This is a genomic window from Lysinibacillus sphaericus (assembly GCF_015844675.1).
Lineage (GTDB): Bacteria > Bacillota > Bacilli > Bacillales_A > Planococcaceae > Lysinibacillus > Lysinibacillus sphaericus_E.
In genome coordinates, this window is sequence record NZ_LDGC01000049.1 from 34,064 (window position 1) to 59,221 (window position 25,158).

Below are 25,158 nucleotides of genomic sequence, written 5' to 3' on the forward strand. Positions count from 1 at the left end.
TTTTACTCCTGTTCAGGATTTCGTAAATAATAACCTACACCACGGCGCGTAACAATCCAAGCAGGATGACTAGGATTGTCCTCTATTTTTTCTCGTAAACGGCGAATAGTTACATCAACTGTTCGTACATCGCCGAAATAGTCATAACCCCACACAGTTTGCAGTAAATGTTCACGCGTCATTACTTGACCGATATGCTTACCTAAATAATGTAATAACTCAAACTCCCTATGCGTTAGTTCAATTGCTTCATCACGTTTCATTACTAAGTAAGCGTCTGGCTGAATAACAAGAGAGCCAACTACAATTTCATTGGATTCTTCCTCGACCTCTTCAGCAGTAGGGGCTACTACCTGTAAGCGACGCATATTTGCCTTTACACGTGCAATCAGCTCTCGTGTACTAAATGGCTTCGTCACATAATCATCTGCGCCCATTTCTAATCCTAATACTTTATCGATTTCAGAGCCTTTTGCCGTTAGCATGATGATTGGAAAATCATATTTTTTTCGCACTTCTCTACAAACTTCCATTCCATCACGCTTAGGTAACATTATATCTAAAAGCATTAAATCCGGTTGCTCTTCCTCAACCTTCTCTAGGGCTTCATCTCCATCATAAGCACAAATAACTTTGTACCCTTCTTTTATTAAATTAAACTGTAAAATATCTGCGATTGGTTTTTCATCGTCAACAACTAAAATGGTTTTGTCCATATATTTCTCTCCCTTTCGCTTTTTATCTATTCTTAAACAATGTGTATTTTATCTATTATGATTTGGCTTTGTAGTTAAGTCTGCAGATGTCTTTTGTACGAAAGCGCAACGACAGCAACATGTTATTACCTGTGCGAAAGCGAAGCGACAGTAACAACATGAGGGCCAACACGATGCAGGTCAGTTAGCCGTTATCGCATGGATGTGATGATTTTATGCGATATCCTATAAGCACTCCTTGGCGTTTTCATAGGATGTGAAGTTTTTAGCCTAAGTTCCTCTATTTCAGCGGACACCCGTTGAAAAATAACCTCACTCCGTATCCAACTCACCACCTATAAAGGTGGGGGCTTTTACTGCAAGAAGTTAAAGTAACTCCTCTTAACTCTACCATGCTTTTTACTTCTATGCATTATTCTAAATCCTAAGACATTATACGATATTGTATCTAACTATATTTCGACAAATATTTCTCGGGAAATAACATAGATTTAAATATAACGTATACAAAAAGACAGCCCTACTTCGGACTGTCTTCTATTCGAACTGATTAACGCCCTACATATGTTAATGGATTTTCTAACGAACCATTTTTTTCAACTTCAAAGTGTAGATGTGTACCTGTTGAATTTCCAGTAGAGCCCATAATACCTATAACAGAACCTTTTTCTACCACTTGCCCAACTTTCACTTCAATTGAAGAAAGGTGTCCGTAAAGCGTTGTATAACCATTATGATGATCAATTACGATACGATTACCGTAGCTACCTGAGACACCAGCAGCGACAACAACACCATTATCTGAAGCTAAAATATTATAATTATTAGGACGAGCGATGTCAATACCACGATGGAGTTCTCCCCAACGTTGGCCCATCCCACTTGATATATAGCCACCCACTGTTGGCCAAGTAAATTCACCTGTACCACGTGATGAAATCACTTTCGTACCAACTACTTCAATTTCATCAACTGGTTGTTGTATAATATTTTCTTTTAACGCGACTTTGGATATACGAGTTCCATTTTCAGACGTTAATAAATAAGATGTTTCTTTACTTCCATTAACACCTTGTTGTTTTATCACTTTCTCACCTTTATACATCGTCGGATCTTCTTCAACTATTTTCTTAAATGGAATAGTATCAGTAACTTTCTTCTCCTGTTTTACCTCAAGTGTTACAAATGGTTTAGCGACTGTTACGTTTAATGCTTGTCCAATCTGTAAAACTGTATCGACAGTGATACTAGGATTTAACGCTACTAGCTCAGTCGTTGTTAATCCATGTTTTTGAGCAACCGATCCTAAAACATCACCTGATTGAACTTTATATGTTTCTTGTTCAAGAGAGCCTGTCATTAAATATTTCACGGCTTCCATAGGCGTTACAATAGCGTTTGGTGCTACTTTTTGTATTGCACCTGAAACTTCCTGTTTAAAAGAAACATCTACAAGACGCGCTTCACCAGTCTGTAATGGTGGAATATTCGTTGATTGTTGATTAACATATAAACTATTTAGCTCTTGCTGCGAAACATATTGTAGTTTTAGCATACGAATAGTATCTTCATAGTCTTTTGCATCTTTTAATGAAACTACAGGCTCACCATCTACAGATATTGTAAATGATGGAGCTTGAACTACTAAAGATTGTTCTAATTTCTTCAAAATCTCCACATCTTTAGTTTGATCACTAAATACTTTCTCTGGGATTATTTTGACAGAAGAACTAGCATCGATTGATAACTCTTGGTATTGTTGACTTGCTCCTTTTTCCTTTGACTCAATAATTTCTTCAATAGCTTTCTCATTAGAGACCGCACCTATATATTTATTTCCCACGTAAACGTGATAAATTTTATTCAAATCTTCATTATGATTTTCTTTTGCAAAACCTACATCAAACGTTAAACTTGTCATTAACACTGTAATAATGGATATCTTTTTAATTGAAGAAAAATTGTAAGTAAATCTACTGTTTTTTTCTTTTCTTGACCAAGACGAACTCATCAATAAAGCTCCTTCCAACTTTAACCTTTAGCAGGATTAATTACCCACAAGGATTTTTTGCACCAATATACTGTACCATAAAGAAAATACGGTTAGATTGTTTTCATCCTTTTGTAATGCAAATGTATTATTTCTCTACTACTTGTTACAAAATTACTATTTTTGTTGCAATTAATAAAAATAATTTTAAATGCGGATGTTCTCTCCAGTCGTGTCTTTTCAAAGGAGATCTGATGTAGATTCACTCAATTCGTTTTGCTTTCGGTGTACAAAAGACATTTACTGAATTCTTTCAGTACATTTGTAGTGTTTGAGAAAATGTAGTATTGTATTTATTTTTAGTATAATTTAAGACTTACTACTTTTTAGTTTTTTAATATTCCGATAAAATAGAATAGAGATATACTAGTTGATTGGAGCGATTAATTTTGAATGATTCACAAACCTCTGGAATAACCACTAAAGTAAGAAAGCCCCAAAGCAAAAATACTGTTCGTAAACTTATTATGAGGACCATTATGGTGTCATTAGGTGCAGTCATTATGGCACTGGGGCTGGAGCTATTTTTAGTACCAAACAACATTATGGATGGTGGAATCGTAGGCGTATCCATTATCACTTCGCATTTATTAAATTTACCTCTTGGTATTTTCATCTTCATTTTAAACTTACCTTTTATCTTTTTAGGCTATAAACAAATTGGTAAAACTTTTGCACTTTCATCAGGACTCGGAATTACAGTACTCTCATTAGCAACACTTTTCTTACATAATATAAAACCTTTTACTCAAGACACACTATTGGCCACAGTTTTCGGAGGCATGATTTTAGGTATTGGTGTCGGAATCGTCATTCGTTATGGTGGTTCGTTAGATGGGACAGAAATTTTAGCTATTTTATTTAATAGTAAAACGCCGTTTTCCGTTGGTGAAATTATTATGTTCTGCAATGTACTCATCTTTACGGTAGCAGGATTTGTGTTCACATGGGAACAAGCCATGTACTCTATCCTGGCATACTATATTGCCTATAAAATGATTGACATCGTCATTCAAGGGATGGAAGAATCAAAATCTGTTTATATCATTAGTGACGAAATTGATGAAATCGGACAGACCATTATGGACCGACTTGGTCGAGGTGTAACTTTCCTTCATGGTGAAGGGGCTTATACGGGGAACGATAAAAAAGTTATTTTTACCGTCATTACTCGATTAGAAGAATCGAAACTTAAATCAATCGTTGCTGAAATTGATGATCATGCATTCCTAGCAATTGGTAATATTGCAGAGGTTAGAGGTGGTCGCTTCAAGAAAAGAGATATTCACTAATTACAAAAGGGGCGTACCGTATATGGCACGCCCTTTAAATGTTGTTGAAATCTATAAATAAAAAATATGGCTCTCCGGCAAATCGAGGGGTTGATTTCCGTTCCGTCTGAGCGCTTTCCTGGGGGCGTCCGATGAGCCGCTTCACTCGCGCTGCTCGCTCCAGGGTCTCATCTGTGACGCTGATCCCCAAGGAGTCGCTCAGTCTCCACTCCAATCAACCAATCCACTAGTATGTATCTTCTAACATATTACTATAATTTAAAGTGATAATATGCAAAATAATAGCGTTCATAACAGATGTCTTTTGTGCGAATTGTAACGAAGCAACAGATTTTTTTCTTGCGTAAGCGATTCGGCAGTAACAAATGTCTTTTGCAAAGCGTAGTTAGTTATACCAATTGAAAAACAGCATTACTGTTATACGTCTATTCTCATTGATTATGGAAGTAACCATAACGTATATCCTATTAAAAGGCAATAATTCGTTCTCTTACCTTAAATTCACGAAAGAAAAAGATTTAGTATAAAAAAGGACGTACCGCATATGGTACATCCTTTTTTGATTTATAATTATTTTGCTTCCCAAACGTCCACTAATACGTTCGTTTGTTCACGTGCAGGACCAACAGAGAAAGTAGCGATTTCAATACCAGTTAATTCACTTACGCGTTCTACATAGCGTCGTGCATTCTCAGGTAGCTCTTCTAATGTTTTGCAGCCTGTAACATCTTCTGACCAGCCTGGAAGCTCTTCATAAACTGGTTCACATTGTTCAATAATATGAAGGTTTGCTGGATACTCAGTAATTGTTTCATCTTTATATTTATACGCAGTACAAATTTTCACTGTTTCTAAGCCAGATAAAACGTCAATTGAATTAAGCGCAAGATGCGTAATACCACTTACTCGGCGTGAATGGCGCACAACTACTGTATCAAACCAGCCTACACGACGTGGACGACCAGTTGTTGTACCGTATTCACGGCCAACTTCACGAATTTGTTGACCTACTTCATCAAATAGTTCAGTAGGGAACGGTCCATCACCAACACGAGATGTATAGGCTTTAGATACACCAATAACACTTGTAACTCGTGATGGTCCAACACCAGCACCAATTGCTACTCCGCCGGCAACAGGATTTGAAGATGTTACAAATGGATACGTACCTTGATCGACATCAAGTAAAATACCTTGTGCTCCTTCAAATAACACTTTGCCGCCTTCATCTAGTACATCATTTAAGATTTTAGACGTGTCTGTTACATATTTTGCGATTTCTTGTCCATAGTTGTAATATTCCTCGAAAATTTCTTCGAATGTTACACCTTCAACTTCGTAAAATTTCTCAAATAACTTATTCTTAATTACTAAATTTTGACGTAGTTTTTCTTCAAATACATCTTTGTCTAGTAAATCAGCCATACGGATACCGATACGTGCTACTTTATCCTGATAACACGGCCCAATCCCTTTACAAGTTGTACCAATTTTATTATCGCCACGGCTTTCCTCATCAGCAATATCTTGCTTTATATGATATGGCAAAATAACATGCGCACGGTTAGAAATTCGTAAATTATCTGTATTAATGCCACGCTCTTGTAAGCCTCTAAGCTCAGTCACTAAAGACTTTGGATTTACAACCAAACCATTTCCGATTACTGAAGCTTTATCTTTATAGAAAATACCTGATGGGATTAAGTGTAACTTATACGTTTCACCATCAAATTTAATTGTATGTCCTGCATTATCACCACCTGCAAAACGAGCGATTGCATCGGCTTTTTGTGAAAGGAAATCTGTAATTTTACCTTTTCCTTCGTCTCCCCACTGTGTTCCTACAACTACAACTGATGTCATAGTCAGCACCTCCGTTAGATACAATTTGTATCTCAATTTTTAAGCCGTTAATTATTGTAACAATGATAGAAACGCCTAGTCAACAAAAATACTTAAAAACACGAACGTAAAATCAAAAAATATGATTCAACGTTCGTGTTTAATAACAGAATGGTATGAATATTATCTAACATTCAGATTAATTCCGTTTTGGCATAGTCGCAAACGTTATGTTCCTCTTTTTCAATCAGCATTTGGCCAACATAGTGTATGGTTGATTTCCGTTCCGATAGGGCGCTTTCCTGGAGTCATCCAGTCATAACGCAGATCAACTTATATACATGGCATATGTTTTAACAAATATCATCTTCAACTACTGATGATGAGCCAAATAAATATTTAATCACGTGGAGGCGGTGGCGGCATTTGCGACCAATCCACATTAATGAATTTATTGAATTCCTTTTTAAAGGCAAGTGTAACTGTACCTGTTGGACCGTTACGCTGTTTAGCAATAATAATCTCAATCATATTTTTACTCTCGGACTCCTTATCGTAATAATCATCACGATATAAGAAGGCAACAATATCAGCATCTTGCTCAATACTTCCCGATTCACGTAAGTCACTCATCATTGGTCGCTTATCTTGACGTTGCTCAACGCCACGAGATAGCTGTGATAATGCAATGACTGGAACCTTTAATTCACGCGCTAAACCTTTTAAAGATCGTGAAATCTCAGATACCTCTTGCTGACGGTTCTCCCCTGGTTTACCACTACCTTGAATAAGTTGTAAATAGTCAATTAAAATCATACCGAGGCCATGCTCTTGTGCTAAACGTCGACATTTTGCGCGAATTTCATTGATACGTACACCTGGTGTATCATCAATAAAAATTCCTGAATTCGATAAACTCCCCATTGCCATAGTTAGTTTACCCCAATCTTCCGTTGTTAAAGCACCTGTACGTAAAACTTGTGCATCTATATTTCCCTCTGCACAAAGCATACGCATAACTAGCTGCTCAGCACCCATCTCTAAGGAGAAGATTGCAACATTTTCTCGCGCTTGAACGGCAACGCTTTGTGCGACATTCAATGCAAAGGCTGTTTTCCCTACAGATGGACGTGCCGCAACAATAATTAAATCGTTACGCTGGAAGCCAGCTGTTATATTGTCTAAGTCACGGAAGCCTGTCGGAATACCTGTAACATCACCTTTTTGTGATTGAAGCTTCTCGATGTTATCAAAGGTTTCCACCAATACGTCTTTAACATGCTTAAAGTCACCCGCATTTTTACGATTGGCTACCTCCATCATTTTCTTCTCTGCTTCACCAAGTAATGCCTCTACCTCATCTTCACGAGTATAGCCATCTTCTACTATTTTAGTAGCTACACGAATTAAACGACGTAATAGAGCCTTTTCTTCGACAATTTTCGCATAGTGTGCGACGTTAGCAGCCGTAGGGACAGCATTGGCGAGCTCTAGTAAATACGATAGCCCGCCAACATCCTCAATTTCTTTTTTAGCTGATAATTCTTCAGTAACTGTGACAACATCTATCGCTTTTCCCTGATCACTTAAACGTAGCATCGTTTCGAAAATTTGCTTATGTGCATTATGATAAAAATCATCTGCTAGTAAAATTTCAGATGCAGTGATTAACGATTGAGGATCGAGGAAAATCGCACCGATAACCGATTGCTCGGCTTCCCGGTTATGCGGTGGAACGCGATCCATCATCGGTTCGGTCATGGATTGTCGCCCCTTATTCTTCCGTTACATGAACTTTTAATGTAGCAGATACTTCATGGTGTAGTTTTACAGGTACATTTGTAAAGCCTAGCGCACGAATTCCATCACTTAAAGTCATTTTACGTTTATCAATTTTTATGCCATGCTTTTTTTGAAGTGCATCGGCAACTTGCTTTGAAGATACTGAACCAAATAGGCGACCACCTTCACCTGATTTGGCTTTTAGTTCTACCGTTAAAGCTTCTAATTTTTCTTTTAATGCTTTTGCTTCAGCTAATTCAGCAGCAGCATTTTTAGCTTCTAAATTCTTTTGACCTTCTAATTGGCTTAATGCTTGTGCATTTGCTTCAGCAGCATAACCATTTTTAATTAAGAAGTTTTGTGCATAGCCGTCTGCTACATTTTTTATTTCGCCTTTTTTCCCTTTTCCTTTAACATCTTTTAAAAATACTACTTTCATGATTCAGAACTCCCTTCGAGTACCTCATTTATGGCCTCTTCTAAATATTTTTTTACTCCAGCAATGGAATTTGATTCGACTTGGCAAGCTGCATTAGTTAAATGCCCGCCGCCGCCTAGCTTCTCCATAACAAGCTGCACGTTTACTTCGCCAAGTGATCTTGCACTTATGCCGATTTTGCCGTCTGACCGATGCGCAATGACAAAGGAAGCACCGACATCCTTCATTGTTAGTAATATATCTGCTGTTTGCGCAATTAGTACAGAGTCATACACTTTCGCTTCTTCACCTACAGCAATAGCAATACCCGGTTTCACGAACTTAACAGTCTGTACTATTTTAGAACGTTCAATATACGTATCTACATCTTCTTTTAATAATCGCTGTACTAGCACTGTATCGGCACCATTTGTCCTTAAATAAGAAGCTGCTTCAAACGTACGGGCTCCCGTACGCAGTGTAAAACTCTTCGTATCGACAATAATTCCCGCTAGCAATGCAGTAGCTTCTAGCATATTAATCTTCGCACGTTTTGGTTGATACTCAAGTAATTCTGTCACAAGCTCAGCTGTTGACGATGCATATGGCTCCATATAAACAAGCGTTGGATTTTCTATAAAATCCTCACTTCGACGATGGTGATCAATGACCACAACTTTTTCAGCCAACTTCAATAGGTGTGAATCGATGACTAAATTCGGTTTATGTGTATCGACAATAATGAGCAATGATTTTTCTGTCATTTTTGTCGCAGCTTCCTCTGGTGTTAGGAAATGTTCATAGAAATCCGATTTACTCTCAATTTCATTCATTAAACGGGTTACACTTCCATTTAATTCTTCAAAATTTATGATAACGTAGCCCTTCACATCATTCATTTGTGCCATTTTACGTACACCAACAGAGGCGCCAATAGAGTCCATATCCGGATTTTTATGTCCCATAACAAACACTTGGTCACTATCCTGAATTAAATCGCGTAGTGCATGGGAAATAACACGAGCTCTAACGCGTGTACGTTTCTCAACTGGGTTAGTTTTCCCGCCATAGAACTTCAGCTTTCCTGTAGGTTGCTTGATAGCAACCTGATCACCGCCACGACCTAAAACAAGGTCTAAACTTGATTGTGCTAGTTCACCAAGTTCTACTAATGAAGATGACCCTGCGCCTACGCCAATACTTAATGTTAATGACATATTTTTTTGCGCCGTTTTTTCTCGAATTGTATCTAAAATAGCAAATTTTTTCTTTTCAAGTTCCATTAAAATCGATTCGTTTAATACAGCTAAAAAACGATCGGATGATATTCGTTTCACAAATATCCCTTGCTCAGCCGCCCAATCATTAACAATGGATGTCACCAGCGTATTCGTTAAACTACGTGGCTGGTCGTCCATTGCTTGTGTAATTTCGTCATAGTTATCAACAAATAAAATCGCAATAACTGTACTATCAGCATAGTATTGTTTTTCAATAGCTATCTGCTCAGTGATATCAAAGAAATATAATAAATTCTCTTCTTTTTTATAATAAACTCGGTACTTACGATCACGAAGCGTAATCGTATCTTCATTTGTCTCCTCGGTCTTCATTAGCACATAAATGTCGTCAGATATATTAACGATTCCTTCACCTACTAAATTCTCCATATTTAAAACACCTTGCATATATGGATTCGACCATTCTATTTCATATTGATCATTGACAAGTAATATCCCAATTGGCATTTCAAGCAATGCCTCTTCCCCAACTTTTTTCATGCGGAAAGAGATGGATTCAATATGCTTTTCTGTTTCTTCAAAGGTAATCTTTTCTACCTTCCACGTATAGGCCATTAATAGAACAAAACCTACTCCATAACCGATACCTATCCCGATATTCCAAATACATAGAAGCACGAACGTCACAATGCCAAAAATGGAAAGAACAAAAAGCGGATAGCGGATTGGTCGTTTTCTAAAAGTCCCCATTACATCAGCCCCTTATTCTTTGGTTTTCCCTTTCACAAGTGAACGTAAGTCAAAACCTAAATCTACGATGCCTAGCAATATCATAATGGATGATAGTGGTAAGGCTAACAAAGTTGCTACCCACTTAACAGTATTAGGCATTTCCTTTTTAGAAATAAAGTAATGTATAAAGGAAATTCCCTGCAGTATTAATAACATCCATAAGATAGAAGAAACATTTAACACAATAATATCTACTGTAGATCCAAGCTCCGGACGCACAAATAAATTAATACATAAAACAATCATGTAATACCATAAAATAGATCGTGGTAAACGCATATTTTGGAATGGTGCAAATTTTGGTACGTCTAAACCAAGACGTTTTAATACAGGTAAATTTAACGTTATGATAATAAATGCTGTCATAAATGCAGTGATTGTTACTGTTGCAGGTATTGTCAGCTCAATTGTTTTTAACATAGCCTCAATTTGTTCTTGCTGAAACACTACTTGACCTGTCACCGTTTTTGCAAGTTCATTTGATTGCTCATAATTTTCGCGTAAAAGATCTATGCTCATGTTAATAATATTGATACTAGCAAATTGAACATAGGCTACATAGACAACTGCCATTGACAGAAGAACAGCCACCCCAGACGACATGAGTAGGTAAAGTTTGCTCTTCTTTTGATTAATTGCACTTCCTATAACGATACCAAGTAACGCCAAAATAAAGGCAAATGGTAGCATAATTATGCCACTCGTTAAAGTGGTTAAGATACATCCTACTACTGCTACGAGTATTGATGATGAACGCTTGTAATTTGCGCTATACCAAGCAATCGGTAGTGGGGCAAATAGTAGACCTACTATAAAAATGAATGGTACATATGCAGAAATAAGCATTAGAATCGTAAAGATTGCGACCATCATTGAGCCTTGTACAAGCGCCTTTGTTTGATTATTCGGCATTGAAAACCTTCCTTTTTTTAGTCAAACTTACTGACCTTTATTGTACCATTTTTTCAGGTTATTGAACAAAAAACGCTAAGAACAACTTATGCTTTGTCATTAATTTTGTAGAACCAATGACTAAAGCATAAAACAAATAGCTATATAGGAGATTTTTTACCGAAAAAGCATAACAAATTCATTCATTAATTCTGCTCTTCTATATATATTATTTTTAAATTTTTTCAACAATAAAAAAAGCAACTTACGACAGTTACTAATACATGAAAAAAGGCTTTTAATCGAAGTGATTATAAGCCGTTTTGTTTTAAAAATGTCCTTAGTCGATTGTTTCTCAATCTCTAACGTTCCATCTTTTCTTTATTCATGTCTATTAAGAGTGTAATAAATTCTTATCGTAATAGCAATCGGTAATATATAGAGCAATTACTGAGATAAACCAAGCTCCTTGCAATAACGTGAGGTTGATTTCCGTTCCGACCAAGCGCTTTCCTGGGGCGTCCGATGAGCCGCTTTGTTGCTGCCGCTACGTAGCACTACGCTTTCGCACAGAAAACATTCGCTTCGCTGCAGGGTCTCGGACCAACAGATGTCTTTTGCGCGAAAGCGTGAGTGCAACGTAGCGGCAGCATAGGGTTTTGGTTTTGTTTGTGCGAAAGCGCAGCGACAGCAAAAGGGTTTTATCTGCGCGAAAGCGAAGCGGCAGCGGCAGCGGCAGCGGCAGCGGCAGCGGCAGCGGCAGCGGCAGCGGCAACAGCAGGATGTTGGTCACGAAGGAGTCGCCAGGTCTCCACTCCAATCAACATGACATGCATTTTAACCATCCTAATCTTTTGGTGATGTACTATGAAATAATTGGGATATTCATTCTCAACTTACCTACCCTATGTGATTTTCACATGTTAACCTTACACAATTTCCATATTGGCGGTAACAAGGTTAGCAACTCCATCTTCACAAATAAAAAAAGCACAATCAAAGCGATTAAACCTTGTTGTGCCTTTATTTATATCTTATTTATCTTCTGCTACGAATGGAAGTAATCCCATGATACGAGATACTTTGATAGCTGAAGTTAATTTACGTTGGTACTTTGCACTTGTGCCAGTTACGCGACGTGGTAAAATTTTACCGCGCTCAGAGATGAATTTTTTTAATAAATCTACATCTTTGTAGTCGATATTCGTAATGTTGTTTGAAGTGAAGTAGCAAACTTTACGGCGTTTGCGGCCTCCGCGACGTGGTGCCATAGTATGTCTCCTCCTTATCATTTTTTATTTTAGAAGTATTAGAACGGTAAGTCGTCCTCAGATACTTCTATCGGTCCTTTGCTATTAGCAAATGGATCCTCATCTACACGTGTATAATTCGGCTGATTCACAGGTGGTTGATTTTGCTGCTGATAAGCATCGCCTCCAAATGAACCCTGTCCTGGCATAGCACCACCAAACTGTTGTTGTGGTTGACCACCGCCATATGACGGTTGGTTATTACCGTAAGTCTGTCCACCACCATATTGAGGAGATGCAGGAGCACCGCCACCATTACGAGGTTCTAAAAACTGTACGCTATCGGCCACTACATCTGTTGTGTATACTCGCTTACCATCTTGTCCTTCATAACTGCCTGTTTGAATGCGACCTTCCACTCCAATTAAACTTCCTTTTCGCATGAAGTTCGCTAGGTTTTCGGCCTGTTTGCGCCAAGCAACACAGCTAATGAAATCAGCTTCGCGGTCACCTTGTTGGTTTGAGAATGTTCGATTTACAGCAACTGTAAATCTTGTAGACGCAACACCATTAGGCGTATAGCGTAGCTCAGGATCTTTTGTTAGTCTTCCAACTAATACGACACGGTTTATCATCAGAAATGCAACCTCCTTTTTTCAGCATTTTGTTAAATGATTATGCTTCTTGACGAACCGCAATGTGACGAATGATATCTTCGCTAATGTTAGCAAGACGTGTGTATTCGTTAATTGCCTCTGAAGTAGCGTTTACTTTAACGATTTGGTAGAAACCTTCGCGGAAGTCTTGAATTTCATAAGCTAAGCGGCGTTTGCCCCACTCTTTTGATTCGATGACTTCTGCACCGTTAGAAGTTAAGATTTCGTTGAAACGTTCAACTAAAGCTTTCTTCGCTTCGTCTTCAATGTTCGGACGTACGATGTACATTAATTCGTATTTTCTCATCTGTTTACACCTCCTTATGGACTTAGGCTCTCCTGTACACAGGGAGCAAGGAGCAAGTAATAATTATTACTCACATCAATGAATTGTAACATATAGATACATGTCTTTCAAGTCGCAACTAAACAATTCTTTCTATATAATGAACTTAATTCATGAATGAACGGAGGATCTTCATGCTACCAGATAAAGAACCAATCGTAATAGAGTTGGATATAAAAAAACTAATGATGGACAATATAGTTGTCACAAGTGGCCTTGTCATATTATTTGTAGCTATTCAATATATTTGCTTTAAAAATTTTGATTTTTCATTTTGGCATATGATACTTGGATCTATTCTTTTTGTTATTCTATATATTATTTTCATTGTCTTACATGAAGCCTTTCATTTAATTGGCTTTATGCTCTTTGGAGGCGTACCCTTTAAATCGTTAAAATATGGCCTGAATTTAGAGCTTGGCATAGCGTACGCAACAACTGAACAACCGTTACTGAATCATGCAATGAAAAAAGCTTTACTACTCCCATTCTGGACAACTGGCGTTCTCCCGACAATTGCTGGTTTCTATTTTAATAGTACTGTTTTAGTGTTAGTCGGTGCCTTTTTAATCGCTGGAGCAGTAGGTGATTTTTCCATGTATAAAGAATTGCGCAAATACCCAAAGAACGCGTTAATACAGGATGATCCTCATCTACCTAAGCTTTATGTATATATGCCCGGGGAAAAGAAATAACTTTGCTAAGCGTCACGTTACATATAGAATCTGCTTGTCTCCAAGCAGATTCTAATTTTTTACACAAATTTATGGCGTTAAAAAACTATGCTGTGCAGCTGTATATAAATTTCTCCAAATACGATTAATTGAAGATGTTTCCGTAATTGCATCCATGCCAAGCCTACGTATTAAGCTATTGGCAATGTCTACACAAGCCACTGCAGTATCTTTACTTTTTCGTGAAAATTGTTGCAGTTCTTCTTCAGTCAACTTATGACCTTCTTTATGTTTTTGCCAGTATTCACTCAACATTAAATAATATTGCTCTTCAAGCTGTCTAAAGTTCTTCTGTTGCTGCATCAATAAAAATTGTATTGCACCCATACGTTCGGTACGGCTTGGATCATACTTTCTTTGCTTTACTAAAATAGACGCCTCTTCTAAGAAATTTTCTGTTATTCCAAGACAAACACTTATAAATGAAGCTTCTGCAAATGCCCCAAACGGAAAACTATGTACTGCACTTCCATACTTATTTTTAGCTATGCCCAATTGGAATGTCTCTTGTTCAGGTACCCAAACATCTTGCACACGAATCGTATGACTAGCTGTCGCTTTTAAGCCCATTGCTCGCCAATCATTAAGAACCTCTACTTGATCACAATTTACTGAGCAACTAATTATTTTATCAGTTCTAATACCTTCATTCTCGACAAAGCAATTCATCGTAAAAGTTGTAGCATAATCTGCTCCACTACAATACTTCCATTGACCTGTTACACGATAGCCCCCATCTATTTTTACCGCTCTACCCGAAGGATGGCCGCTACCTGCTATGACTGCATTTCTTGGTAAAAATATTTTTTCACAAACCTCTTTGTTCAATGTTGGAATAAACGCGTTACCCCCTGTCCCTATTGTGACAAGCCATCCAAAGTTGCCATCAAGTGCAGACATCTGCTGAAATACTTTCATGCCCTCTAGTAGCTCTAAATCTTTACCCCCTAATTCCTTTGCTGTGAATAGCTTAAACAATTGCCGCTCATAAATAAGCTCCACTATATCTTTTGGTAATCTACCTAGCTCCTCAATTTCTAAACCACGATCTTTTATTTGTAATATGTTCATACTAATCCTCCAGATTGAAAATTCAGATAAAAATATATACAAAAAAGGCAATCTATTGAAAGATTGCCCCTGTTCGTTTTTTACACATTGAAACGGAATAACATAATATCGCCGTCTTGTACAACATACTCTTTACCTTCAAGACGTACTTTACCAGCTTCTTTAGCAGCAGGTTGAGAACCAGCTTCTACTAAATCATCGAAAGCAACTGTTTCTGCACGAATAAATCCACGTTCAAAGTCCGTATGAATGACTCCAGCACATTGTGGTGCCTTCATACCTTTACGGAACGTCCATGCACGTACCTCTTGTACCCCAGCAGTGAAGTAAGTTGCTAGCCCTAGTAAATCATATGAAGTACGGATTAATTGGTCTAAACCTGATTCTTTAATTCCTAGTTCTTCTAAGAACATTGTTTTTTCTTCATCATCAAGCTCAGAAATTTCTTCCTCGATTTTTGCACAAATTGTGATAACTTGAGCTCCTTCAGCAGCTGCATACTCACGTACCTTTTGCACATATTCGTTATTATCTGCGTCAGCAACTTCATCTTCTGAAACGTTCGCCACATAAAGCATAGGTTTAATTGTTAAAAGATGAAGTCCTTTAATAACTTTTAGCTCGTCTTCTGAAAGCTCTGCAGCGCGTGCTGGTCGACCGTTTTCTAATTGTTCTTTAACTTTTACAAGAATTGGTTCTTCGATCATTGCTTCTTTGTCTTTTTGCTTTGCCATTTTGCCAACACGTTGTAATCGCTTATCAACTGATTCTAAATCAGCAAGTGCAAGCTCTAAATTAATGACCTCAATATCGTCTATCGGATCTACTCCACCTGATACGTGCGTAATATTTTCATCAACAAAACAACGTACAACTTGGCAAATTGCATCTACTTCACGAATGTGAGCAAGGAATTTGTTCCCTAGCCCTTCACCCTTTGAAGCGCCTTTTACGATCCCAGCAATATCTGTGAACTCAAAGGCTGTTGGTACTGTTTTTTTAGGTGTTACTAATTCTGTTAATTTATCTAAACGTGCATCTGGTACTTCAACAATACCGACGTTCGGATCGATTGTTGCGAATGGATAGTTTGCAGCCAATGCGCCCGCTTTTGTAATTGCGTTAAATAATGTTGATTTTCCAACGTTAGGTAAACCAACGATTCCAGCTGTTAATGCCATGAATGGACACAACCTTTCTATGATCTGTTCAAATTTGTTCTTATTTCCCGTTCTAACGGATACTGTGAGGTTACAGAAGTCCTCACTGATGAATCACTGTATAACCTTATCTATTATATTGATTCACTCATAAAAAGTCTAATACACATCAATTTCGCCTTGGCGTAATTGCGTCAGGATTTTGAATTGTGCGGGCACAATTCATTCCTTTCAAAATCCGTGACATCCGCCGGAGGCTTTATCTTCACTAGCGGAAATTAAAACCTTCTTCATTTTTTTCTCAAATTCGCGACGTGGAATCATGACACTATGCTGACAACCTTCACATTTAATGCGTACATCTGCCCCCATTCGAATAATCTTCCACTCATTTGTGCCACATGGATGCTGCTTTTTCATTTCAACAATATCATTTAAACCAAATTTCTTTGCGTCCATATTACTCACTTCTCCCCTCTTCATTCCCATTCACACCATAGAACATCATTTTCGGATGAGCCATTGGTATATTATTTTCTTCAAAGAGTTTTGTAACATCACGACGAATAGTACGAGCCACTCCATATTGTTGCTGTGGTAATGTTTCTGCGGCTATACGAATCGTTACTTCTGTACCCTTAACATTTTGTACTCCTAAAAAGACAGGTACTGCTACAAGTTCCTTATGAATTTCAGGTAAAGTATTTAAGTACTTTTGAATAATAGATTCAGCTCTTTCAAAATTGGCATCCGTCGTCATTTGTAAATCTATATAAATTTTAGAGTTGTTGACAGAGTAATTGACAACATCGCCAATCGAACCATTCGGAATAATAAACTGTTCCCCCGTAGAACCATTAATCTTTGTCGTACGTAATCCTATCTCTACAACAGTTCCTTCAGCTGCATTAATTTTTATATAATCGCCAACACCAAACTGATCTTCAAAAATAATAAAGAATCCAGTAATGACGTCCTTTACTAAGCTCTGCGCACCAAAACCAATAGCTAAACCAACAATCCCTGCTCCTGCCAATAACCCTGCTATCTTAATCTCTAATATAGAGAGAATAGCAATGATTGCTGAAAAATAAACAGCATAGGAAATGACACTTTGTAATAATCTTGAAATTGTTGTTTGGCGACGTTCTGAATGATCTAAAGGCGAACGCATACGCATTAAAAACACTTTTTTAATAAATTTTTTACCTAATCGGACAGCTAACCACGATGCGATCAAAATAACCGTTATCTTAATTGAAGCAGTCAGTATCGTTTCCCAAAGCTGCTCTGACATCAGCTTATCCCATAAGTTACTTAATACCCTTTCACTAAACCAATCCATTATTACCACCTCTTGAATAACTTGCTAAAAATTTGCGTATACTGCATAAAAATCGAGCACTTCTTACAAATCAAAAAGGAAAGCGAGTTTTTCTATGAATACTATACCAAAATTGTTACTCCCTTATTCTCTTCATCATGAAAGTAAAAATATCGTTTGGCAATTAAGTACATTATTTTTAGAACATATACCCTTTCATCATGAACGCCTTATTTTCTGTTGTATTGGAAGTGACCGTTGTACAGGTGATACGCTTGGGCCGTTAACAGGTAGCTTCCTAAAAAAGTCAGTTAGTTTTCCCTATGAAATTGTAGGCTCTTTAGACAATCCTTTGCATGCCCTTAATTTAGACGCTACTATGCAACAGCTACACAATCATACTATAAAACCTTTCATTATTGCGATTGATGCATGTCTTGGAAGTGAACAAAATGTTGGACATATTTCTGTACAGAATGGACCTATTTTTCCGGGAAAAGCTGTAAAAAAACAATTACCCCCAATCGGTGACATTTCCATTAAGGGAATCGTCAATGTTGGAGGCTTTATGGAAATGCTTGTTTTACAAAATACCAGACTTCATATTTCCTATGCAATGGCTGAAAAGCTTTCAAGAGCTCTATTGCTCGCTGCACATCGTTACTCATTGAAAAATATAGAAGATAGCAACCACAATACCGACAACAACGATACCTGGCAACAAGTTAGCAGCCTTGATTTTAGTTAAACCTGCTATATTTAAACCAATGGCAAAAATCATAACACCGCCTACAGCAGTCATTTCATGAATAAACATTTGTAGTGCAGCCTCTGGTATAAAAGAGCTGATAACACCCGCAAAAAGTGCAATTAATCCTTGATAGACGAACACAGGTAATGCAGATAATAGCACGCCAATACCTAATGTAGATGTTAAGATGATCGATATAAATCCATCGATTAATCCTTTCGTAATCAGTACATTATGATCATTACGCAGACCACTATCGAGTGCACCAATAACGCCCATAGAGCCAACTACAAAGATTAAAGAAGCCGTTACAAAGCCTTCTGCTATACTAATTTGATTATTATCAGTACGTTTTTTACTGAATAAAGATTCTACCCATTGTCCAAGTCTATTCATTTGCTTATCTAAATCTAACCACTCACCAATTACTGTACCGACCACTAAACTTATCATTAGAATAATAAAATTATCACTTTCAAAGCCCATTTTAATCCCTAAAAGTGCAACGGCTAAACCGATAATCGATAATACAGAAGACTTCATCGATTCAGGTATATTTTTAAAAATGCGTCCTACCAATGCTCCTACCATAATGAGCAGCGCGTTAATGAATGCCCCTAGTAATACCACGTCCCTACCTCCCTTCTCTCTAGATAAATAGAGAGCGCCTTGTAGTTTGGCGCTCTGATTACGTTATCGATATTTCTCTTACTCTTCTTGTAAATTTAGTATTTCTAAAATGCGTTCTAAATCATCTTCAGAGTAAAATTCAATTTCAATTTTCCCTTTATTATTAGCTTTTCTAATTTGTACATTTGTTCCAAAATAATCACGTAACTGTGATTCCTTAGCTGCTACAAATATATCCTTTTTCTTCGGTTGAGTTGTTTCACGTGAAACTTCTTCATTTAAGCTGTGTACTAACATTTCAACTTGTCGCACATTTAAACCTTGTTTAATGACCTTAGTAGCCACTTCTGATATTCTTCTTTTATTTTTTAATCCAAGTAATGCTCGTCCTTGTCCCATCGATAATGTCCCATCGTTCATAAACTTACGAACATCCTCTGGTAATGCAAGTAAACGAACGTGATTGGCAATATGCGGTCTACTCTTCCCTAATCGTTTGGATAGTTCCTCTTGTGTTAAATGTAAGTTTTCCATTAAGCTTTGGTATGCCTCAGCTTCTTCAATAACTGTCAGATCTTCACGCTGCAGATTTTCTAAAATAGCTAGCTCCATCATTTGCGTATCTGTTAGCTCTTTTATAATAGCTGGAATAACCTTTAACCCTGCTAATTGAGTTGCTCTATAACGACGTTCCCCTGCTACAATTTCATATTTACGTCCCTTTTTACGTACGGCAATAGGCTGTAAAATACCATGTTCCTGAATAGAGTCAGCTAATTCTTGTAAAGTTTCTTCATCGAATATTTTACGTGGCTGAAATGGGTTTGCAACGATAAGTTCTAATTGTATCTCTTCCACTTGCCCACTTTGTTCTAAAGACTCTCCAGGAAATAGTGCACTTATGCCTCTTCCTAAACCTTTAGCCATTTTTAATCACTTCCCTCGCCATCTCTAAATACACTTCCGCACCTCTTGATTTTGCGTCATAAGTGATAATTGGCTGTCCATGGCTTGGAGCCTCACTTAATCGCACATTACGAGGAATAATTGTTTTGTATACTTTTTCTTGGAAATATTTTTTTACTTCATCAATAACTTGTAAGCCAAGGTTTGTTCGTGCATCAAGCATCGTCAATAATACACCGTCAATGTATAATTGCTGATTTAAATGTTTTTGCACTAAACGTACAGTTGATAACAACTGGCTTAATCCCTCTAATGCGTAATATTCGCATTGTACAGGAATAATGAGTGCATCCGAAGCTGTTAAAGCATTAATTGTTAGCAGCCCTAACGAAGGCGGACAATCGATAATAATATAATCATAGTCTTCTTTAACATCTTGAAGAGCATGCTTTAAACGTACTTCTCTGGAAATAGTCGAAACTAATTCAATTTCTGCTCCTGCCAATGAAATGGTTGCCGGAATGATTGCTAAGTTTTCGACATTTGTTTGTTGAATGACGTTTTCAACTTTTTCATCATCAATTAACACATCATAAATACATCCGTGAAGTTCTCCCTTATTAACACCAAGTCCACTTGTTGTATTTCCTTGTGGATCAGTATCGATTAAGAGCACTTTCTTTCCTAAATATGCTAGACAAGCGCTCAAATTGACCGATGTCGTTGTTTTTCCTACGCCACCTTTTTGATTGGCGATTGCTATAATTCTACCCATTTAAAAGCACCTGCTTTCATCTATCAAAGTCCAATTTGACAAATCATTTGTAAAATCACTATTCAATACGTCTATCTTACTTTCATTCTATCAAAAAAACAGAACAGAGTTGTATAAAATATTAAGAATATATGCAAAAAAGGAGACATCTCAGAAATATTACTAAGATGTCTCCTCCGTAAAGAGATATAAAAGCGACTTATCATCATAACGTGGGGTTGATTTCCGTTCCGGCTGAATGCTTTCCCGAGGACGTCCGATGAGCCGCCCATCCTCCACTCTAATCAACTTATATATATGGAATACGCTATACAGATGACATCCTCAATTTTGATGATGTCACAAAAGCCATTTTTTTATTTTTTTAATAAAACTTCAATCACGACTTAAGACTTTTTCTTTTTAGGGATTTTCACTGTAATTTGATAATATTCCTCTGTATCTTCTTCTTCAGTCTTAACTGTAATACCGCTCTTTGTTACCATTGATAACGATTGTTTAATCGTGTTTAAAGCAATACGTACGTCTTTACTAATGGCCTTACGCTTCGGCTTTACTTTCTTCGGTTCTGCTTCTTCTTGTACTTCCAACTCTGGATGCAGTAAAGAATAAATCTGCTCTTCTAACTGACGAACATTCCAATCATTTTCAATCGTTTGTTGTAAAACTTCTAGCTGTAGTGGCTGATCTTTAATTGCAATTAATGCACGTGCATGTCGTTCAGAGATTTCACGTTTTAAAATAGCATGCTGTACTTCTTCAGGAAGCTTTAATAAACGCAATTTATTGGCTACCGTGGATTGTCCTTTTCCAAGTCGTTGGGCTAGAGCTTCTTGTGTCAGCTCATGAAGCTCCAATAATTTTTGATAGGCAACAGCTTCTTCAATTGCTGTTAACTCCTCACGCTGTAAGTTTTCAATTAACGCGATAGAGGCTGTTTCCTTATCAGTTAAATTTCTTATAATTGCCGGAACTTCTGTCCATTGTAGCTTTTTCATTGCTCGATAACGACGCTCACCAGCAATAATTTCATATTGGTTTTCTGCTGTTTTACGTACAACAATTGGCTGAATTACACCATGCGTATGAATGGTTCTTGATAACTCTTCAATTTTTTCATCATCAAAAATAGTACGTGGCTGAAAACGGTTAGGCACAATTTGATCAATCGGGAGCTTTATAACCTCTTCCGCTGCCTGAACCGTCTCTGCTTGTTCTACTTCATTTTTCACAATAGGCTCAGTTTTATTTCCGCCTCCAAAAAAACGTGAAAAAGGACTTTTCATCCAAGTGGCACCACCTTTAAGTAACTATCTTGCTCTGTTTTATTCTATTATTATTTATTATATTTCTTAAAATGTATATAGTTCGTAGATGTCATTTGCGTGAACCATCCATAACTAGTATGTATGCTCAAAATAGAAAAAATATTTTCTACTTTGAGAAGTTTCACATGAAACACTAATTATTGAATCGGTGTTTTATTTGGTACACCTGGTTTACGCGGATATTTTTTCGGTGTTCCTTTTATTTTATCAAAGATATATAACATGCGGTCACTTTCTTCAACAGGCAGTTGGAAAGAAAACTCTTCTTTTAGTGCAACCCCTAATGTAGTCAATGCTTTTTTTGCATCTTTTAATTCTTCCGCACCAGCTGCTGCTTTTAAAGCAACAAAATATCCACCTTGTTTCGCTAGTGGTACACATAACTCTGATAAGACCGATAAGCGGGCTACTGCACGAGCTGTTACAACATCAAACTGTTCACGATATTTCGCATTTTGAGCAAATTCCTCTGCACGTGCATGTACAAAATTCATATTCTCTAATTGTAACTCATCACTTAAATGATTTAAAAATGTAATTCTTTTATTTAAAGAATCGACAATTGTTACATGTAAATGTGGGAAACAGATTTTAATTGGAATACTTGGGAAACCAGCACCTGCTCCTACATCACAAACTGTTGTTACTTTTGAAAAATCAAAATAGAAAGAGGCACTAATCGAATCATAAAAATGTTTTAAATAAACACCTTCTAAATCGGTAATAGCTGTTAAGTTCATCTTTTCATTCCACTCAACAAGTAACTCAAAATATTTTTTGAATTGAGCAATCTGCTTTTCAGAGAGCTCGATGCCCTTTTTCTTTAAAGCCTCGATAAATTGTTGTTCGTTCATGTAAAGTCTCCTTTTTCTATATGGCTTTACTATCCCTACATTGACTTGTAAGCATGTATTCACTCGCTCTAAAATCAACTATATAAAAATAGCATAGCCATCAATTATGCCTCGGCATAATTGCGTCTTGAATCGGCTTTGTGCTTAGGCCTGCAGATGTTTTTTGTGCGAAAGCGTAGCGTCAGCAACAACATGATGTTAGTAACTCAGTCATTGCCACAGGACGTAGCGTTCTTAGAATGAGTTACACTATTTCAGCGGATGTCTTTTGTACCGAAAGCGTAACGACAGGTACAGATGTTTGAACACCCGCTGAAATAGTGACTTAAAACCGCATTCATCTCACCACCTATGGAGATGGGAGATGAATGCTGAAAGAAGTTAAAAATAGGAAGCGGGCACAAAGGTATGCCCGCCTCTTATTCACTTTACTGTTCTTAATTATTCGCCGCTGACGCGTGCGATTTTACCTTGCTCAATATAAACAAGTAATATTGAAATATCTGCTGGGTTTACACCAGATATTCGCGATGCTTGGGCAATGGAAAGTGGTGTAACTTGTTTTAATTTTTGTCGAGCTTCTGTTGCTAGACCTGAAATAGCATCATAATCAATATTTTCAGGGATTTTTTTATTCTCCATTTTATGAAGCTTTTCAACTTGTTGTAATGCTTTTTCAATATAGCCTTCATATTTAAGCTGAATTTCAATTTGTTCCTTCACTTCATCCGAAAACTCTATGTCTGCTGGAATTAATGAAGAAATTAAACCATAATTCATTTCTGTACGTTTTAATAAATCTGCTCCACGAATACCATCTTTTAGTTCACTGCCACCTACAGAGCGAATAACAGCTTGTGTTGTTTCATTTGGTTTAATAATAACTTCACGAAGACGTGCAATTTCATTATCAATCAGCTCTTTTTTCTCATTGAATTTTGCATATCTTTCCTCAGGTATCATTCCCATATTAAACCCTTTCTCTACCAAACGTAAATCAGCGTTATCATGACGAAGTAGTAGACGATATTCCGCACGAGATGTTAGTAAGCGATACGGTTCATTTGTTCCCTTTGTTACTAAATCATCAATTAATACGCCAATATAAGCATCTGAGCGACCTAAGATTAATTCTTCTTTTCCAAGCGCACTAGCAGCAGCATTCATCCCAGCCATTAAGCCTTGAGCTGCCGCTTCCTCGTAACCTGATGTACCATTGATTTGACCAGCAGTATATAAGCCTTTAATACGTTTTGTTTCTAACGTCGGCCATAATTGTGTTGGCACGATTGCATCGTATTCAATAGCATAGCCAGCACGCATCATTTCTGCTTTTTCTAAGCCTGGAATTGATTTTAGTAAACGTGTTTGTACATGCTCTGGTAAGCTAGTTGATAAACCTTGTACATACACTTCACGTGTATCACGACCTTCTGGCTCTAAGAAAATTTGGTGGCGCGGTTTATCGTTAAATCGCACAACTTTGTCTTCAATAGACGGACAATAACGTGGACCCGTACCTTTAATCATCCCCGAGTACATCGGTGAAAGGTGTAGGTTTGCCTCGATAATTTCATGTGTCTCTAGGCTTGTATACGTCAGCCAGCAAGGTAGTTGATCCATGATGAATTCAGTTGTTTCAAAGCTAAATGCACGTGGAACTTCATCCCCTGGTTGAATCTCTGTTTTATCATAATCAATTGTACGGCTATTCACTCGTGGTGGTGTACCTGTTTTAAAACGCACAAGGTCAAAGCCAATCTCTTTTAAGTTATCTGCTAAACGAATAGACGGTTGTTGGTTATTAGGGCCACTTGAATACTTTATGTCTCCAATAATGATTTCACCGCGAAGGAATGTACCTGTTGTGATAACAACTGTTTTAGCGCGGTAAATAGCACCGATTTGTGTAATAACACCTTTTACTTCCCCGTCTTCGATTATTAACTCTTCCACCATACCTTGGTGCATTGTTAAGTTTTCTGCTTCCTCCAACACGCGTTTCATTTCTTGTTGGTATAAAACTTTGTCCGCTTGCGCACGTAATGCACGCACAGCAGGACCTTTCCCTGTATTTAACATACGCATTTGAATATGCGTTTTATCAATAACTTTCCCCATGACGCCACCTAATGCGTCAATTTCTCGTACTACGATTCCTTTGGCAGGACCACCAATGGAAGGATTGCATGGCATAAATGCAATCATATCTAAATTGATTGTTAACATCAGTGTGTTAGCACCCATTTTGGCTGCGGCGTATGCAGCTTCAGAACCTGCGTGACCTGCGCCAATTACGATAACATCAAACGTGCCTGCCTCATATTTTGTTGGCATAGCTCGTATCTT

The 25,158-nt window shown here is 37.4% G+C and carries 24 protein-coding genes; 3 read left to right on the forward strand and 21 right to left on the reverse strand.

Features of this window, described 5'->3' with window-relative positions; translation table 11 throughout:
- Positions 1–2: 2 nt before the first annotated feature.
- Both yycF and ABE34_RS12750 read right to left on the reverse strand, forming a co-directional pair.
- Positions 3–716 (reverse strand): response regulator YycF, encoded by a 714-nt coding sequence (gene yycF / locus ABE34_RS12745; protein WP_197142940.1) that lies wholly within the window; start codon positions 714–716, stop codon positions 3–5.
- Between the two features lie 550 nt (positions 717–1,266).
- Positions 1,267–2,727: a M23 family metallopeptidase gene (locus tag ABE34_RS12750; protein ID WP_197142941.1), complete on the reverse strand. Its 1,461-nt coding sequence runs from the start codon at positions 2,725–2,727 to the stop codon at positions 1,267–1,269.
- A 518-nt stretch (positions 2,728–3,245) separates the two neighbouring features.
- Here ABE34_RS12750 and ABE34_RS12755 point away from each other — a divergent pair.
- The gene (locus tag ABE34_RS12755; protein WP_346655559.1) at positions 3,246–4,058 is read left to right on the forward strand and encodes a YitT family protein; all 813 of its coding nucleotides are present in this window, start codon (positions 3,246–3,248) and stop codon (positions 4,056–4,058) included.
- Positions 4,059–4,628: 570 nt separating this feature from the next.
- Here the strand turns inward: ABE34_RS12755 and ABE34_RS12760 are convergent.
- The 9 genes from ABE34_RS12760 to rpsF form a co-directional block, all read right to left on the reverse strand.
- On the reverse strand, positions 4,629–5,921 hold the full coding sequence (locus tag ABE34_RS12760) for an adenylosuccinate synthase (protein ID WP_197142942.1): 1,293 nt from the start codon (positions 5,919–5,921) through the stop codon (positions 4,629–4,631).
- A gap of 378 nt (positions 5,922–6,299) precedes the next feature.
- Positions 6,300–7,661 carry a replicative DNA helicase gene (gene dnaB / locus ABE34_RS12765; protein ID WP_197142943.1) on the reverse strand — a complete coding sequence of 454 codons (1,362 nt, stop codon included), beginning with the start codon at positions 7,659–7,661 and terminating at the stop codon, positions 6,300–6,302.
- 13 nt (positions 7,662–7,674) lie between these two features.
- Entirely contained in the window at positions 7,675–8,121 is a 447-nt protein-coding gene (gene rplI, locus ABE34_RS12770) for a 50S ribosomal protein L9 (RefSeq protein ID WP_079563373.1), read from the reverse strand.
- Positions 8,118–10,091, reverse strand: a complete 1,974-nt coding sequence (locus ABE34_RS12775) for a DHH family phosphoesterase (RefSeq protein WP_197142944.1) — start codon at positions 10,089–10,091, stop codon at positions 8,118–8,120. Before ABE34_RS12775 ends, rplI begins: the two co-directional genes overlap by 4 nt.
- A gap of 12 nt (positions 10,092–10,103) precedes the next feature.
- A complete protein-coding gene (locus tag ABE34_RS12780; protein ID WP_197142945.1) occupies positions 10,104–11,045 on the reverse strand; it encodes a YybS family protein in 942 nt (313 codons plus the stop codon).
- 526 nt (positions 11,046–11,571) lie between these two features.
- Positions 11,572–11,817 (reverse strand): hypothetical protein, encoded by a 246-nt coding sequence (locus ABE34_RS12785; protein WP_197229813.1) that lies wholly within the window; start codon positions 11,815–11,817, stop codon positions 11,572–11,574.
- A gap of 241 nt (positions 11,818–12,058) precedes the next feature.
- Positions 12,059–12,295, reverse strand: a complete 237-nt coding sequence (gene rpsR / locus ABE34_RS12790) for a 30S ribosomal protein S18 (RefSeq protein ID WP_054610249.1) — start codon at positions 12,293–12,295, stop codon at positions 12,059–12,061.
- A 38-nt stretch (positions 12,296–12,333) separates the two neighbouring features.
- On the reverse strand, positions 12,334–12,909 hold the full coding sequence (gene ssb, locus ABE34_RS12795; RefSeq protein ID WP_197142947.1) for a single-stranded DNA-binding protein: 576 nt from the start codon (positions 12,907–12,909) through the stop codon (positions 12,334–12,336).
- A 40-nt stretch (positions 12,910–12,949) separates the two neighbouring features.
- A complete protein-coding gene (gene rpsF, locus ABE34_RS12800) occupies positions 12,950–13,237 on the reverse strand; it encodes a 30S ribosomal protein S6 (protein WP_053482932.1) in 288 nt (95 codons plus the stop codon).
- Positions 13,238–13,410: 173 nt separating this feature from the next.
- On the opposite strand from rpsF, the gene ABE34_RS12805 reads away from it, so the two are divergent.
- Positions 13,411–13,971: a DUF3267 domain-containing protein gene (locus tag ABE34_RS12805; RefSeq protein WP_197142948.1), complete on the forward strand. Its 561-nt coding sequence runs from the start codon at positions 13,411–13,413 to the stop codon at positions 13,969–13,971.
- Between the two features lie 69 nt (positions 13,972–14,040).
- Here ABE34_RS12805 and ABE34_RS12810 read toward each other — a convergent pair whose 3' ends face one another.
- The 4 genes from ABE34_RS12810 to ABE34_RS12825 form a co-directional block, all read right to left on the reverse strand.
- Positions 14,041–15,081: an acyl-CoA dehydrogenase gene (locus tag ABE34_RS12810; RefSeq protein WP_197142949.1), complete on the reverse strand. Its 1,041-nt coding sequence runs from the start codon at positions 15,079–15,081 to the stop codon at positions 14,041–14,043.
- A gap of 80 nt (positions 15,082–15,161) precedes the next feature.
- Positions 15,162–16,262, reverse strand: a complete 1,101-nt coding sequence (gene ychF, locus ABE34_RS12815) for a redox-regulated ATPase YchF (RefSeq protein WP_197142950.1) — start codon at positions 16,260–16,262, stop codon at positions 15,162–15,164.
- Between the two features lie 210 nt (positions 16,263–16,472).
- Complete coding sequence (locus ABE34_RS12820) at positions 16,473–16,700, reverse strand: DUF951 domain-containing protein (RefSeq protein ID WP_197142951.1); 228 nt, start codon at positions 16,698–16,700, stop codon at positions 16,473–16,475.
- Position 16,701: 1 nt separating this feature from the next.
- Positions 16,702–17,586 (reverse strand): mechanosensitive ion channel family protein, encoded by an 885-nt coding sequence (locus tag ABE34_RS12825; RefSeq protein WP_197142952.1) that lies wholly within the window; start codon positions 17,584–17,586, stop codon positions 16,702–16,704.
- Positions 17,587–17,680: 94 nt separating this feature from the next.
- Here ABE34_RS12825 and yyaC point away from each other — a divergent pair, with 94 nt between their 5' ends.
- Entirely contained in the window at positions 17,681–18,313 is a 633-nt protein-coding gene (yyaC, locus tag ABE34_RS12830; RefSeq protein ID WP_197142953.1) for a spore protease YyaC, read from the forward strand.
- On the opposite strand, the gene ABE34_RS12835 is transcribed toward yyaC, so the two are convergent.
- The 6 genes from ABE34_RS12835 to mnmG form a co-directional block, all read right to left on the reverse strand.
- Entirely contained in the window at positions 18,230–18,946 is a 717-nt protein-coding gene (locus tag ABE34_RS12835; protein ID WP_197142954.1) for a DUF554 family protein, read from the reverse strand. The two genes, yyaC and ABE34_RS12835, sit on opposite strands and share 84 nt — an antisense overlap.
- Before the next feature lie 78 nt (positions 18,947–19,024).
- Positions 19,025–19,873, reverse strand: a complete 849-nt coding sequence (locus ABE34_RS12840) for a ParB/RepB/Spo0J family partition protein (RefSeq protein WP_197142955.1) — start codon at positions 19,871–19,873, stop codon at positions 19,025–19,027.
- Positions 19,866–20,627, reverse strand: coding sequence for a ParA family protein (locus tag ABE34_RS12845; RefSeq protein ID WP_079563360.1), 762 nt, complete (start codon positions 20,625–20,627; stop codon positions 19,866–19,868). The genes ABE34_RS12840 and ABE34_RS12845 overlap by 8 nt, the downstream gene beginning before the upstream one ends.
- 386 nt (positions 20,628–21,013) lie before the next feature.
- Positions 21,014–21,913 (reverse strand): nucleoid occlusion protein, encoded by a 900-nt coding sequence (gene noc / locus ABE34_RS12850; RefSeq protein ID WP_197142956.1) that lies wholly within the window; start codon positions 21,911–21,913, stop codon positions 21,014–21,016.
- A 179-nt stretch (positions 21,914–22,092) separates the two neighbouring features.
- On the reverse strand, positions 22,093–22,809 hold the full coding sequence (gene rsmG, locus ABE34_RS12855) for a 16S rRNA (guanine(527)-N(7))-methyltransferase RsmG (RefSeq protein WP_197142957.1): 717 nt from the start codon (positions 22,807–22,809) through the stop codon (positions 22,093–22,095).
- A 441-nt stretch (positions 22,810–23,250) separates the two neighbouring features.
- On the reverse strand, positions 23,251–25,146 hold the full coding sequence (mnmG, locus tag ABE34_RS12860) for a tRNA uridine-5-carboxymethylaminomethyl(34) synthesis enzyme MnmG (RefSeq protein ID WP_197142958.1): 1,896 nt from the start codon (positions 25,144–25,146) through the stop codon (positions 23,251–23,253).
- Positions 25,147–25,158 lie beyond the last annotated feature (12 nt).

What these genes read in the sequence shown, in the direction of transcription:
- yycF (WP_197142940.1), bottom strand. Translation starts at nt 716, where the DNA reads ATGGACAAAACCATTTTAGTTGTTGACGATGAAAAACCAATCGCAGAT.
- ABE34_RS12750 (WP_197142941.1), bottom strand. Translation starts at nt 2,727, where the DNA reads ATGAGTTCGTCTTGGTCAAGAAAAGAAAAAAACAGTAGATTTACTTAC.
- ABE34_RS12755 (WP_346655559.1), top strand. Translation starts at nt 3,246, where the DNA reads ATGGTGTCATTAGGTGCAGTCATTATGGCACTGGGGCTGGAGCTATTT.
- ABE34_RS12760 (WP_197142942.1), bottom strand. Translation starts at nt 5,921, where the DNA reads ATGACATCAGTTGTAGTTGTAGGAACACAGTGGGGAGACGAAGGAAAA.
- dnaB (WP_197142943.1), bottom strand. Translation starts at nt 7,661, where the DNA reads ATGACCGAACCGATGATGGATCGCGTTCCACCGCATAACCGGGAAGCC.
- rplI (WP_079563373.1), bottom strand. Translation starts at nt 8,121, where the DNA reads ATGAAAGTAGTATTTTTAAAAGATGTTAAAGGAAAAGGGAAAAAAGGC.
- ABE34_RS12775 (WP_197142944.1), bottom strand. Translation starts at nt 10,091, where the DNA reads ATGGGGACTTTTAGAAAACGACCAATCCGCTATCCGCTTTTTGTTCTT.
- ABE34_RS12780 (WP_197142945.1), bottom strand. Translation starts at nt 11,045, where the DNA reads ATGCCGAATAATCAAACAAAGGCGCTTGTACAAGGCTCAATGATGGTC.
- rpsR (WP_054610249.1), bottom strand. Translation starts at nt 12,295, where the DNA reads ATGGCACCACGTCGCGGAGGCCGCAAACGCCGTAAAGTTTGCTACTTC.
- ssb (WP_197142947.1), bottom strand. Translation starts at nt 12,909, where the DNA reads ATGATAAACCGTGTCGTATTAGTTGGAAGACTAACAAAAGATCCTGAG.
- rpsF (WP_053482932.1), bottom strand. Translation starts at nt 13,237, where the DNA reads ATGAGAAAATACGAATTAATGTACATCGTACGTCCGAACATTGAAGAC.
- ABE34_RS12805 (WP_197142948.1), top strand. Translation starts at nt 13,411, where the DNA reads ATGCTACCAGATAAAGAACCAATCGTAATAGAGTTGGATATAAAAAAA.
- ABE34_RS12810 (WP_197142949.1), bottom strand. Translation starts at nt 15,081, where the DNA reads ATGAACATATTACAAATAAAAGATCGTGGTTTAGAAATTGAGGAGCTA.
- ychF (WP_197142950.1), bottom strand. Translation starts at nt 16,262, where the DNA reads ATGGCATTAACAGCTGGAATCGTTGGTTTACCTAACGTTGGAAAATCA.
- ABE34_RS12820 (WP_197142951.1), bottom strand. Translation starts at nt 16,700, where the DNA reads ATGGACGCAAAGAAATTTGGTTTAAATGATATTGTTGAAATGAAAAAG.
- ABE34_RS12825 (WP_197142952.1), bottom strand. Translation starts at nt 17,586, where the DNA reads ATGGATTGGTTTAGTGAAAGGGTATTAAGTAACTTATGGGATAAGCTG.
- yyaC (WP_197142953.1), top strand. Translation starts at nt 17,681, where the DNA reads ATGAATACTATACCAAAATTGTTACTCCCTTATTCTCTTCATCATGAA.
- ABE34_RS12840 (WP_197142955.1), bottom strand. Translation starts at nt 19,873, where the DNA reads ATGGCTAAAGGTTTAGGAAGAGGCATAAGTGCACTATTTCCTGGAGAG.
- ABE34_RS12845 (WP_079563360.1), bottom strand. Translation starts at nt 20,627, where the DNA reads ATGGGTAGAATTATAGCAATCGCCAATCAAAAAGGTGGCGTAGGAAAA.
- noc (WP_197142956.1), bottom strand. Translation starts at nt 21,913, where the DNA reads ATGAAAAGTCCTTTTTCACGTTTTTTTGGAGGCGGAAATAAAACTGAG.
- rsmG (WP_197142957.1), bottom strand. Translation starts at nt 22,809, where the DNA reads ATGAACGAACAACAATTTATCGAGGCTTTAAAGAAAAAGGGCATCGAG.
- mnmG (WP_197142958.1), bottom strand. Translation starts at nt 25,146, where the DNA reads ATGCCAACAAAATATGAGGCAGGCACGTTTGATGTTATCGTAATTGGC.